Genomic DNA, 12,635 nt, shown 5'->3' with positions numbered 1-12,635 from the left:
GCGGTGATCAGGCACGCGTGGCGCGACCGGCTCGCCCCGGACGAGCAGGCACAGGTGGCCGAGCTGCTGCGCAGCGCGGTCGCGTACGACGAGGAGGCGGGCTTCTCGACGGCCCTCGTGCCCGACGGCGGGCAGGGCGGGGAGCCGACGGGTGCGGCGGGACCGATCGGTGCCGCCGAGCGGGTGGAGCAGCTCGTGGTGACGCTCCTGCCCCGCGAGGAGCGCGGCAGCGCGGCCCACGACCACCTCCCCGAGGGCACCGTGGTCGCCTACCTCCGGGCCGACGTCGACGCCGGGGGAGGTGCCCTCGTGCAGCTCGTCGTGCGGCCGGAGCTGCGCTCGCTCGGCGTCTCCACGCTCCTGCTCGAGCAGCTGTCCGACCCCGACCGCGACGACGGCTGGGCCTCCCGCGGGATCGTCGCCCTCCGGGCGTGGTCCCACGGGCGGCACCCCGCCGCCGAGCGCATGTCGCGACGGTTCGCGGCGACCCGGAGCGCCGAGGTGTTCAAGGTGCTGCGCGCGGTCGGCGGCTCCCGCCCGTTCCGCGATGACGGCGTCGACCGCGACGCGCCCGGCGACCCGGCGATCGAGCCGGTCGACGGCGAGCGGCTGCACGGCACCCGCATGCCGGAGGAGCACCTCGCCACGCTCGCGCCGGTCGACCGGGAGACCCGCGGACGACGCAGCTCCCTCATCACCTCCGCCGACGTCGCAGTGCTCGCCATCGGTGCCGACGCGGACGAGCCGGCCCGTCGCACGGCGGTGCTCGACCTGCTCGGCGACGTGGAGCTGGACCGCGCGGAGCTCCGTCGGGTGCTCGTGACGGGCCTGCTGCGGATCCAGGAGCAAGGTGCCCGCCTGGGGCAGCTCTACGTCGACGCCTCCGACCGGGACCTCGTGTCGGTGTCGCGGAACCTCGGGTTCGTGCACGACCAGTCCGACGTGCTCTACCGGGCGGACGCCACGCAGCGCGCCGTCGGCTGAGTCGGGCCCTCCCGCTCCTCCACCTCAAACAGTTCGGTAAATCCCGCCGGACCCGTTGACACCAAAAACCTACAGCAATAAGTTTTAGGCCGTGACGCAGGCCACAGGGCCGCGTTCCGGAGGCCGAGAGTCGGGCCGAGCGGACGGAGGAGGATCCATGCGGAGGTTCGCCAACTTCATCGACGGCGAGTGGGTCGAGCACGCGGGGGCGACCCTGCCGGTGGACGACCCGTCGACCGGTGAGCAGATCGCCGAGGTGCCCGACAGCGACACGACGGTCGTGGACCGCGCGGTCGCCGCGGCGCGCCGGGCGTTCGACACGGGCTCGTGGCGCCGGATGAGCGCGGCCGACCGGGCCGACCGGCTGCGCGCCCTCGCGCGGGTGCTGGAGACGCGCTTCGACGGGCTGGTCGACGACCTCGTCGCCGACTCGGGCTCCACGGCGCGCTTCGCGCCGATGATGCAGGTCGGCGCCCCGCTCGCCCACCTCCGCGACTTCGCGGACATGGCGCCGCTGCTGGCGGCCCCCGCGGCTTACCCCGTGCAGACGACCCCGGGCTTCGGCCAGTGGGAGCTGCACCGCGAGCCCATCGGTGTCGTCGGCGCGTTCTCGCCCTACAACTTCCCGCTCTTCATGGCCGTCTGGAAGGTCGCGCCGGCCCTGCTGGCGGGCAACACCGTCGTGCTCAAGCCGTCGCCGCTGACGCCGTACGGTCCGGACGCGCTGGCCCGGGCCGCTGCCGAGGCCGGCATCCCGCCGGGCGTGCTCAACCTCGTCCACGGCGACCGGGTGGCCGGCGAGGCCCTCGCCGAGCACCCCGGCGTCGACCTCCTCACCTTCACCGGCAGCTCGGCCGTCGGCTCCCTCGTGATGGGAGCCGCCGCCCGCGGCCTCAAGGACGTCGTCCTCGAGCTGGGCGGCAAGTCCCCGGGCCTCGTGCTCCCCGACGCCGACCCCGAGCTGGCGGTGCGCGGCATGCTCTTCAGCTCGCTCATGCACGCCGGCCAGGCGTGCGTGGCGCTCACCCGCATGCTCGTCCCGGCGTCGCAGCGCGACGACTACCTCGACCTGCTCGCCGAGCGGGCGGGCGCGGTGTCGCTCGGGCCGGCCGCCGACCTCGCCACCGACGTCGGCCCCGTGATCTCGGAGGCGGCCCGCCAGCGGGTGGAGAAGCTCGTCTCGGCCGGCCTGGAGGCCGGCGGTCGGGCGCTGGTGGGCGGTACGCCGCCGGTCGGCGTGCCCGAGGGCGGTCACTACGTGACGCCGACCGTGATCGTCGACGCCGCCCCCGACAACCCCGTCGTGCGCGAGGAGGTCTTCGGTCCCGTGCTCGTCGTGCAGACCTACGACGACGTCGAGCACGGGATCCGGCTGGCCAACGACACGCCGTACGGCCTGGCGGCCGGGGTCTGGGGCGGCGACCTGCAGCGCGCCCGCCAGGTCGCGCTCCGCCTCCGCGGCGGCCTCACCTGGGTCAACGACGCCGCGCAGGCCGACGTCGCCCGCACGCCGTTCGTCGGACGCGGGCGCAGCGGGGTGGGCGGTGAGCTCGGTCCCGAGGGCCTCTTCGCCTACACGGTGACCCGCAGCCTCTACACGGCGTTGGACGCCGACGTCGGCGCCCGGCCCTACGGGGTCGTCGGCAGCGAGTGGGAGTGAGCGCCATGACCGACCGCTCGCGCATCACGATCGACCGCGACTTCTGCGCGGGCCACGGGCGCTGCTACACGCTCGCGCCCGCCATCTTCGAGCCGGACGACGACGGCTTCCCGGTGGTCGTCGCCGGCGCGGACGACGCCGCCACCGAGGCGGCGCTCGACCGGGCCCGCCGCAACTGCCCCGAGCGGGCCGTCCAGGTCGCCGACGCCTGAGCGCGTCGTCCCCCATCCCGACCCTCCCGAACGAGAGGCAGCCATGACCACCCAGCAGGCCGACTCCGCGACGTGCCCCGTGACCGGGGCCCGGTTCTCCGCCGACAGCCCCGAGATCGCCACCGACTTCGACGTCCACAGCCCCGCGGTGGCGGACGTCGCCTACGAGCGGTACGCCGCGATGCGGGCCGAGCGCCCCGTCGCGCACTCCGACCTCTACGGCGGGCACTACGTGCTGACGCGCTACGAGGACATCCACGACGTGTGCCGCAACCCCGGCGTGTTCTCCAGCGAGTCGGTCAACGTGCCGGGCTCGATCGGCCAGGACGGCCCGATGATCCCCATCGAGGTCGACCCGCCGGACCACACGACGTACCGGCAGATCATCACGCCCCTCTTCTCGCCGAAGCGGATGCGCGCGATGGAGGACCACATCCTCGAGATCGTCACCGAGCTGCTCGACGCCATGGAGGGCAAGGAGCAGGTCGACTTCCTCAACGACTTCGCCAAGCCCCTGCCCACCCGCGTCTTCCTGGCGATGATGGGCTGGCCCCAGGAGCACGCGGAGCAGTTCCACGAGTGGGTCGACGTGATCGTGCTCGGCGTCCCGGGCGCCTCCGAGGAGGAGGCGATGGAGGCGCGGATGGGCGCCGCCATGCAGGTCTACGCCTACTTCGCCGAGATGATGGACGAGCGGGACGAGCAGGACGTCCCCGAGGACGACATCACGCAGATCCTGCTCGACGGCTCGTTCGGCGACCGCGACCTCACGCAGTTCGAGATCCTCAACATCCTGTTCCTGCTGCTCATCGCCGGTCTCGACACCGTCAAGGGCGCGCTGTGCCACAGCGTGATCTACCTGGCGGAGCACGCCGACCAGCGCCACCAGCTCGCCGAGGACCCCGACGTGATCCCGGCGGCCGTCGAGGAGCTCCTCCGCTACGAGTCCGCGGTGATCCCCGCCCGGGTCGTGAAGGAGGACGTCGTCGTCGGCGACGTGCAGCTGCGGGCCGGCGACAAGATCCTCATCCCCTTCGGTGCGGCGAACCGCGACCCGGAGGTCTTCGAGGAGCCCGACGAGGTCGACTTCACCCGCGAGCCCAACCCGCACCTGGCGTTCGGCGCGGGGCCGCACCGCTGCGTCGGCTCGCACCTCGGCCGCCTGGAGCTGCGGATCGCGTTCGAGGAGCTGCACCGCCGCTTCCCCGACTACCGCCTCGACCCGGACCGCCCGCCGGTCCGGCACATGAGCCAGATCAAGGGCGTCGCCAGCCTGCACCTGCTGCTCGGCCCGGCGTGACCCGTCCCCACCTCATCACCAGCGCGACCACCAGCGCGACCACCAGCGCGACCACCAGCGAAGGAGCACCGACATGGCAGTGAAGCTCGGAACCGTGGAGTTCTACCAGGCGATGGCCGACGAGCTGAACAACGACCCGGAGTGGAAGGAGAAGGGCAAGAACCTCTCCTACACGATGGTCTACAAGTACGAGGCGCCCATCGAGGGCGAGTTCTTCACCGTCTTCGACCAGGGCAAGGTCACCGAGGTCCGCCACGCGGAGCCCCAGGACGTGGAGAAGGCCGACTTCGTCATCTCGGGCTCCTCCGACGTGTGGCGCGGGTGCTTCGACGGGTCGATCAACCCCACGGTCGCCATGACCCGGGGCCAGCTGCGCGTGCGCGGCAAGATGTCGCAGCTGCTGAAGAACATGTCGGCGTTCCAGCACGTCATCACCGCGATGTCGCGCATCGACTTCGAGTGATCCGCCCGGCGGGCCCGCCGCGGCCCGCCCCGGCGCCGACGTCCCGTCCGCGCCCTGCGTGCACGACGCACGACCACGCACGACCACGCACGAACCACGAACGACACGGCGCCGACGCCGACCACGGAGAGGTGGAGCAGATGAAGTCGAGGGCAGCCGTCCTGATGGACGGACCGGGGGACTGGGAGATCATCGAGGTCGAGGTGGGCGACCCGCAGGAGTTCGAGGTGCTGGTGCGCTTCGAGGCTGCCGGGCTCTGCCACTCCGACGACCACTACGCCAAGGGGGACGTGCCGCCGCTGTCCTACCCGTTCTGCGGCGGCCACGAGGGCGCGGGCGTCGTGCAGGCGGTCGGCCCGGGGGTGCGTGACCTGAAGGTGGGCGACCACGTGGTCGCGGCGTTCATCCCCGGCTGCGGTCGCTGCACCTGGTGTGCCCGCGGTCAGCAGAACCTCTGCGACAACGGTGCCTACATGATGCTCGGCACGCAGCTCGACGGCACCTACCGGCTCCACACCGAGTCCGGCGACCCGGTGGGGCAGTGCTCGCTGGTCTCCACGTTCTCGGAGTACTCGGTGCTCCCCGAGTGGGCGGCCGTCAAGATCGACGACGACATCCCCCTCGCGACCGCTGCCCTCGTCGGCTGCGGCGTGCCGACCGGGTGGGGCTCCGCCGTCAACGCGGCCCAGGTGCGGCCCGGCGACGTCGTCATCGTCATGGGCGTCGGCGGCATCGGCATCAACGCCGTGCAGGGCGCGAAGTTCGCGGGTGCCTCGCGGGTGATCGCCGTCGACCCCGCGCCGTTCCACCGCGAGATGGCCCTCAAGCTCGGGGCGACCGACGCGTTCGAGTCCATGCCGCTGGCGCAGGACCTGGCGCAGGCCCTGACCAACGGGCAGGGCGCCGACTCCGCGATCGTCACCGTCGGCATCGTCACCGGTGAGCACGTCGCCGAGGCGGTCAGCGCCATCCGCAAGGCCGGCACGGTGGTGCTCACCAGCATGTGCAACATCGACGAGGTCGGGATCCCGACCAGCCTGTTCGAGCTGGCGATGTTCCAGAAGCGCATCCAGGGGTCGCTCTTCGGCATGATGCAGCCGACGCGCGCGATCACCGACATGCTCCGGCTCTACAAGGAGGGCAACCTCCTGCTCGACGAGCTGATCACCCGCCGCTACCCCCTGGAGGAGATCAACCAGGGCTACGCGGACATGCACGCCGGGATCAACCTCCGCGGCGTCGTGCAGTTCTGATCCCTCCCACCAGAACCTAAACGCATCAGATTTAGGCGTAACCCCCCGTCGGTCCCGGTCGTTGTGTGTGACGTGGACCACCCGTCGCCCCGACCGGCCGACGGGGGCCAGCCGCTCCCGGGCTGACCGCCCCGGCGGCGTCCCACCGGACGCCGCCGGAGGCCGCCCGGCCCTCCCACCCCTCCCGTGTCCGAGGTGTCCCATGATCATGACAGTCCCGGTGGAGCCACCACCACCGGCCGAGCCCCCGGCTCCGGCCCCCGCCGGCCCCTACGACGGCCGCGCGAACGCCGTGCTCGGCCGCGTGCCGGCGGCGGTGCGGACCCCGGTGCTCGAGGCCGGCGGCATGATCCTCCTCCTCGGTCGGATCGTGCACAGCGCCGTCCGGCACCCGCGGGGCTACTGGGGGTCCGTGGTCGACGAGATGTACCTGACCATCCGCCAGGCCTGGATCCCGATCGCCGCCGCCCTCTTCGGGTTCCTCATGTTCATGTCGATCCTGACGGTGCAGTTCTTCGCGATGGCGGGCGCCTCGCAGCTGTTCGGACCGCTGCTCTTCCTCCAGTCCATCCGCACCTTCAGCATGTGGATCGACTCGATGGTCGTGGCGGGCGTCATCGGCACCGCGCTCACCGCCGACGTCGGGGCCCGCAAGGTGCGCGAGGAGATCGACGCCATGGAGGTCATGGGCATCGACCCCGTGCGCGACCTCGCCGTGCCGCGCGTCCTGTCGATCACCTTCATCACGACCCTGCTGGCGATCCCCTCGATGCTCATCACGATGTTCTCGATGCAGATCGGTGCGGCGTACGTCGCGGGCATGCCGGCGTCGCACTTCTACTCCAACCTCTTCTCCAACATGTCGCCCGTCGAGGTCGCCTCGGTCGTGGCGAACCACTTCCTGGTGGGTCTGCTCATCGGCACGATCTGCTGCTACAAGGGCCTCAACGCCTCGGGCGGCGCGATCGGGCTGGGACGCTCGGTCAACCAGGCGGTGGTGCTCTCGTTCGTCGCCGTCTGGATCCTGCAGCTCGCCTACAACTCGCTGCTGCTCGGCGTCGTCCCGGGGCTGGGGGCGTTCCGATGACCGACGTCGCCCCCCGCGCCGGGGTGGAGCGCCGCCTCGAGGAGGTGGGGTCGTTCGTCGACTTCGCCCTCCAGGTGCTGCGCGAGATCCCCGTCGCGATCCGGCTCTACCCGGGCGAGATCGTGCGCCACGCCGGCTCGTTGATCCGCCAGAACTGGCTCGTCATCTTCTTCATGCTGTTCATGCTGGGCGCGGTCCTGGGCCTCACGGCCCATTTCCTGTTCAGCAACATCGGCATCGACAGCTACATCGCGGCCGTGAACTCGGTGGCCGGCATGCGCGGCATCATCCAGGTCGTCTTCGGCTGGATCGTGGCGGCCAAGGTCGGCTGCGGCATCGTCGCCGAGCTGGGCGCCATGCGGATCAGCGAGGAGATCGACGCGCTCGAGGTCATGGGCGTGCGGTCGGTGCCCTACCTCGCGAGCACGCGGGTGGTGGCCGGGATCATCGTGATGCCGCTGCTCTTCGTCTCGGCGATGGCCGTCAACTTCTACGCGGGCTACCTGTTCAACGTGGAGTTCCTCGGCACCGTCTCCTCCGGCGGCTTCGAGTACTTCCTCTTCCTCTTCCAGAACTTCCGCGACTTCGTGATCGCGATCGTGTGGGGCACGTTCCTCGGCCTCACGATCCTGCTGGTCGCGTCGTACTACGGCTTCACGGCCGCCGGCGGGCCGGTCGGCGTGGGCCGCAACACCGCCCAGTCGATGCTCGTCAACCTCGTCCTCGTCAGCGTCATCGGCATGGCCCTGGTCCAGCTGTTCTACGGCAACGACCCCAACGCCCCGATCGGCAACTGACCCGTGACCCCCCACCTGGAGGCACCTCCCATGTCCGTCGACGCCCCCGTCCGCCGGCACGCACCGGCGACCTCGCACCTCGACCAGCCGCGCGGCACCCACCCGATCGAGCTCCGCGGCGTCCGCAAGGCGTTCGGTGGCAACGCCCCCATCCTCGACGGGGTCGACCTGGGCTTCCCCGACGACGCCATCACGACCGTCCTGGGGCCCTCGGGCACGGGCAAGAGCGTGCTCCTCAAGCACATCGTCGGGCTCCTGGAGCCCGACGAGGGCGAGGTGTCGGTGTTCGGCAACGACATCTGGCGGGTCCCGCCCGTCGAGCGCTACGAGCTGCGCAAGCGCTTCGGCGTGCTCTTCCAGGACGGCGCGCTGTTCGGGTCGATGAACCTCTACGACAACGTCGCCTTCCCGCTGCGGAAGCACACGCAGATGTCCGAGCGGGAGATCCGCGACACCGTGATGACGCACCTCGCGGAGGTGGGCCTGGAGGCGGCCGTCGACAAGGCCCCCAACGAGATCTCGGGCGGCATGCGCAAGCGGGCGGGCTTCGCCCGGGCGCTCGTCATGCGACCCGACGTCGTGCTGTTCGACGAGCCCGACTCGGGTCTCGACCCGGTGCGCACCAAGCTGCTGTGCCAGCTCATCGCGGAGGTCCACCGCGAGCACGGGGGCACCTACATCGTCATCACCCACGACATCCCGAGCGCGCGGACGCTGTCGGACTACGTCGCGGTGCTCTGGAAGGGCAAGATCCAGCACCACAGCGCCGCCGACGAGGCCTTCGGGTCGAGCGACCCGTTCGTGCGCCAGTTCCTCGCCGGCGCGGCCGACGGCCCCCTGGGGATGGACTGACGATGGCGCTGTCCCTGCCCCGCTCCAGCACCGTCGTGCGGCTCGGCCTCGTCGCGGCGCTGCTCCTGGTGGCCTTCACGGTGCTCCGGGCCTCGACCTCGACGCCGTACACCCTCACCTTCGTCATGCCCAGCGCCAACCAGGCGTTCGAGGGCGGTCGGGTGCTGCTCGACGGCGAGACGGTCGGGTCGGTCGAGGAGGTCGGCGTCCGCGACGGCCAGGCCGTCGTGACGGTCGCGGTCGATCCCGACCACGCACCCCTGCCGTCGGGCACGTCGGCACGCATCACCTGGGAGTCGGTGCTGGGCGCCCGCGTGCTCGAGCTCCTGCCCGGCGCGGCGGGGAACGCCGCGATGCCGTCGGGCCACCTCGTCACCGAGAACGTGGAGGCGGTCGAGCTCGACGACCTCCTCGCGCTGCTGGACGAGCCCACCCGAAGGTCGCTCCAGGGCCTCGTGGTGCAGCTCGACAACGCCCTGAGCGGCAGCGAGGCGGACCTCAACGAGACCATCCGCGCCGCCGGTCCGACGATCGAGGCCCTCGGCGAGGTGCTGCGGGCCGTCGGCGAGGACGGGCCCGCGATCCGCGCGCTCGTGACCGAGCTGTCCGGGGTCGCGCAGACGGTCGCCTCCCGCGACGACGAGCTGTCCGCCAGCGTCACGCACCTGCGCACCGCCCTCGGCGAGCTGGCCGGCCAGCAGCAGGCGCTGAGCGCCACCCTCGAGCGGCTGCCCGGCACCCTGGCGACCGCCGAGCAGACGCTCGACGGGGCGGTGGCGCCGATCGGTGCGGCCCGCGAGCTGCTCCAGGACCTCCGTCCCCTGACCGACCCGCTGCCGGAGATCGCCGCGACGCTGCGGCCCGTGCTCGCGAACGCGCGTCCGGTGCTCGAGGACCTGACGCCCACCCTCGCCGACGCCGACGAGCTCCTCACGGCCACGCCCGCGCTGGTGAACGGTCTCAACGACGCCCTGCCGACGGCCTCGAGCGCCCTCGACCAGCTGAACCCGATGGTCGCCTTCCTGCGTCCCTACACCCCCGAGCTGGCCGGCTGGCTGAGCAACTGGGTCGGCATCTTCGGCAGCCAGAACACGACCGGGAACTACGCCCGGGCCCTCATCACCGCGTCGACGACGAGCGTCGTCGGCAACCCCGGCATCCCCCTGCCGGGCACCTACCAGGACGCCCGACCGGCACCGGGCTCGATCGCCGGCCAGTCCTGGACGGACGCGAACGGAGACGACATCTCATGAGAGCGGCCCTCCACCTCCCCCGCACGGTCCTGACCGGGATCGCCGTCGCCCTCGTGGCGGTCCTCGTCGTCGCCGTCCTGGCGCGGGGCACGGCCACCGACCGCACCGACCTGGTCGGCGTCTTCGTCGACGCCAGCCCGCTCGAGGTCGGCAGCGAGGTCCGCGCCTCCGGCGTCAAGGTCGGCGAGGTCACCTCGATCGAGCTCGACGGCAGCGTCGCCCGCGTCGGGCTCGACGTGGAGGACGGCGTGCTGCCGGTCCACCGCGACGCCCGCATGGTCATCAAGCCGATCAACCTGCTGGGCGAGAACTACGTCGACCTCGTGCCCGGCTCGGCCGACGCCGGGGACCTCGACGGCGACGTCGTGCCGGTCGAGCAGACGGAGACGGCGGTGACGCTGCAGGCCGTGCTCGACACCTTCGACGACCCGACCTCGGCGGCGCTCGCCGCCCTCGTCGCGGAGGCCGGGACCGGTCTCACCGGCAGCGGCGAGCAGGTGGCGGAGGCGCTGTCGGCGCTCGCGCCGGCCATGGGGGAGATCGACGAGCTCGGCGACGTGCTGCGGGAGCAGAACGCCGCGCTCGGCAGCCTGGTGGAGTCGGCGGACCCGGTCGCGGCGGCCCTCGTCCGCGACGGCGGCGCCGACCTCGACCGCCTGCTGGCGGCGACGGAGACCGCCCTCGGCACGCTCGCGGCCAACCAGCAGGGCATCGAGGCGACCGTCGCGGAGCTGCCGGGCACGCTGGCGGAGGCGCAGGCGACGTTCGTGGCCCTCGACGAGCTGTCGACCCAGCTGACGCCGGTGCTCGACGAGCTGCGGCCGGTCACCGACGACCTCGACGTCATCGCCGGCGAGATCGACGTGTTCGCCGACGAGGCGACGCCGGCCTTCAACTCCTTCGACGAGGTCTTCGCCGAGGCCGACCGGCTGCTCGTCGAGGCCGCCCCGGTCGCGGAGCAGCTCCGGGCGTCGGGCGCGGACCTGCAGGGCACGGCCGCCGGGCTCGAGCCGGTCGGCGAGGTGCTCCTCGACGCGCACCTCGACGACCTCATGCAGTTCGTGCGCAAGTGGGCGCTGAGCACCAACGGCCGCGACGCCTACGGTCACTACTTCCGCGGCGTCTTCCACGTGACGCCCGCCTCGCTCAACGCGCTGCTCGGGGTGGACGCCCTCCCGGAGCTCAACCTGCCCGACCCGTTCGCGGGGGGGCAGACGCCCGGCGACGGCGACCTGGTGACCCTGCCGGACCCGGGCACCGTGCTCGACCAGTCGGGGGAGCTGGTGGAGGGCACCCTCGGCCAGCTCGACACGGACGACCCGGACCACGTCCTCGGCGGGCTGCTCGGCAACCTGGGCAGCCTCTTCCAGCCGCAGGCGGGGCCGACGCCCCCGGCGGCGAGCCGGCAGCAGTCCGGGACCACCAGCAACCCCGGCAGCGGCGGCGCGACCGGCCTCGACGCGACGCAGGAACGCAACCTGCTCGGCATGCTCCTGGGAGGACAGCGATGACGAGGAACCTCCACCGCGACGACGTCCGCAAGTTCGGCGTCGGCGTCGTCACCATCGCCGTGGGCGGTGCCATCGCCTGGGTCGGGATGACGGTGCAGACCGGCGGCGAGCTGCCGGCGCGCTCCTACACGGAGGTGCAGGCGGTCTTCGCCGACGCCGGCACGCTGAAGAAGCAGCAGAAGGTCACCCAGGACGGGGTGCGGGTCGGCATCGTCACCGACATCGAGTACGTCGAGGGCGACGCCCTCGTGACGATGCGGCTGGACGGCGAGCACGCGCTGCACGCCGACGCGACCGCCCGCATCGGCAACGAGTCGGCGCTCGGCAAGAAGCTGGTCGAGATCGACCCGGGCACGGAGGCCGCCGGTGACCTCGACGGGGCGATCCCCGACGAGCAGACGGTCGACGCGACCAGCCTCGACGACGTCTTCGCCGCGTTCCCGGAGGAGTCCCGGGCCGGCCTGGCGACCGGCGTGCAGAACCTCGGCGGCGGCCTCCTCGGCCACGGCCAGGACCTGCAGGACGTCACGACCGTCGCCCCCGACCTGCTCGCCGACACCCAGGTGCTGGGCGCGGCGCTCAACGACCCGGCGACGGACCTCGACGGCCTGCTCGTCTCCGCCGACCGGCTGGCGACCAGCTTCGTCGGGCGCGAGGACCAGCTCGCGGGCCTCCTGGACGGCGCGGCCACGACGCTCGAGGCGGTGGCCGTCGACGGCGGTGCGCCGCTCGACGAGACGTTGCAGCGCGCGCCGGAGACCCTGGTCACCGCCCGCGAGGGCCTGGCCGCGGTGCACGAGCCGATCGGCCAGGTCGCGGACGCGGCCGCGGCGCTGCGTCCCTCGGTCGACGAGATCGTGGCCGCGGTGCCCGACCTGCGCGGCTTCCTCACGGAGTCCCCGCCGGTCGCGCAGACCGTGCAGCAGTTCACCCGCGAGGCGGAGCCCGCGGTGCGGGCCCTCGTGCCGGCGGTGGCGGACCTCCGGCCGGTGGTGACCCGCCTGGGCCGCACCCTCGCGCTGACCGACCCGTTCCTCACGGAGCTCGCGCCGTACGTCCCCGACGCGGGGCGCCTGTTCAGCCTGCACGACCTGCTGAGCGGCAACTACGGGCCCGACAAGCACTACTTCAGCGCGCAGCTGAGCTTCCCCGGCCTCCACACCCTGAGCCTGCCCGACCCCCTGGCCGACGTCGACGCCTACCCGGGCGCCGGCCAGGCCTGGGGCCGCAGCTACGACGACTGACGACAGACGGAGCACACGA

At 72.3% G+C, this 12,635-nt stretch carries 12 protein-coding genes; all 12 read left to right on the top strand.

The window, feature by feature from the left end; all coding sequences use genetic code 11:
- Nucleotides 1–3 precede the first annotated feature (3 nt).
- The 12 genes from G3T38_RS06290 (at nucleotide 4) to G3T38_RS06235 (ending at nucleotide 12,616) form a co-directional block, all read left to right on the top strand.
- On the top strand, nucleotides 4–984 hold the full coding sequence (locus tag G3T38_RS06290; RefSeq protein WP_163771238.1) for a hypothetical protein: 981 nt from the start codon (nucleotides 4–6) through the stop codon (nucleotides 982–984).
- Nucleotides 985–1,141: 157 nt separating this feature from the next.
- Nucleotides 1,142–2,644: an aldehyde dehydrogenase family protein gene (locus G3T38_RS06285; protein WP_163771237.1), complete on the top strand. Its 1,503-nt coding sequence runs from the start codon at nucleotides 1,142–1,144 to the stop codon at nucleotides 2,642–2,644.
- 5 nt (nucleotides 2,645–2,649) lie between these two features.
- Entirely contained in the window at nucleotides 2,650–2,856 is a 207-nt protein-coding gene (locus tag G3T38_RS06280) for a ferredoxin (protein ID WP_163771236.1), read from the top strand.
- Nucleotides 2,857–2,899: 43 nt separating this feature from the next.
- A complete protein-coding gene (locus G3T38_RS06275) occupies nucleotides 2,900–4,156 on the top strand; it encodes a cytochrome P450 (protein ID WP_163771235.1) in 1,257 nt (418 codons plus the stop codon).
- Between the two features lie 73 nt (nucleotides 4,157–4,229).
- Complete coding sequence (locus G3T38_RS06270) at nucleotides 4,230–4,619, top strand: SCP2 sterol-binding domain-containing protein (protein ID WP_163771234.1); 390 nt, start codon at nucleotides 4,230–4,232, stop codon at nucleotides 4,617–4,619.
- Between the two features lie 140 nt (nucleotides 4,620–4,759).
- Nucleotides 4,760–5,872, top strand: coding sequence for an NDMA-dependent alcohol dehydrogenase (locus G3T38_RS06265; RefSeq protein ID WP_163771233.1), 1,113 nt, complete (start codon nucleotides 4,760–4,762; stop codon nucleotides 5,870–5,872).
- Between the two features lie 202 nt (nucleotides 5,873–6,074).
- A complete protein-coding gene (locus G3T38_RS06260; protein ID WP_206675799.1) occupies nucleotides 6,075–6,959 on the top strand; it encodes an MlaE family ABC transporter permease in 885 nt (294 codons plus the stop codon).
- Nucleotides 6,956–7,756, top strand: coding sequence for an MlaE family ABC transporter permease (locus G3T38_RS06255; protein ID WP_163771232.1), 801 nt, complete (start codon nucleotides 6,956–6,958; stop codon nucleotides 7,754–7,756). Before G3T38_RS06260 ends, G3T38_RS06255 begins: the two co-directional genes overlap by 4 nt.
- Nucleotides 7,757–7,786: 30 nt before the next feature.
- A complete protein-coding gene (locus G3T38_RS06250) occupies nucleotides 7,787–8,608 on the top strand; it encodes an ABC transporter ATP-binding protein (protein WP_163771231.1) in 822 nt (273 codons plus the stop codon).
- Nucleotides 8,609–8,610: 2 nt separating this feature from the next.
- Nucleotides 8,611–9,861, top strand: a complete 1,251-nt coding sequence (locus G3T38_RS06245; RefSeq protein ID WP_163771230.1) for an MCE family protein — start codon at nucleotides 8,611–8,613, stop codon at nucleotides 9,859–9,861.
- Nucleotides 9,858–11,372, top strand: coding sequence for an MlaD family protein (locus G3T38_RS06240; RefSeq protein WP_163771229.1), 1,515 nt, complete (start codon nucleotides 9,858–9,860; stop codon nucleotides 11,370–11,372). Before G3T38_RS06245 ends, G3T38_RS06240 begins: the two co-directional genes overlap by 4 nt.
- Nucleotides 11,369–12,616 carry an MlaD family protein gene (locus G3T38_RS06235; protein ID WP_163771228.1) on the top strand — a complete coding sequence of 416 codons (1,248 nt, stop codon included), beginning with the start codon at nucleotides 11,369–11,371 and terminating at the stop codon, nucleotides 12,614–12,616. Before G3T38_RS06240 ends, G3T38_RS06235 begins: the two co-directional genes overlap by 4 nt.
- Nucleotides 12,617–12,635: the final 19 nt, after the last annotated feature.

Origin of the sequence: Nocardioides zeae, assembly GCF_010686755.1 — a bacterium.
Classification (GTDB): Bacteria; Actinomycetota; Actinomycetes; order Propionibacteriales; family Nocardioidaceae; genus Nocardioides; species Nocardioides zeae.
This window is presented reverse-complemented; position numbering and strand designations above follow the sequence as displayed.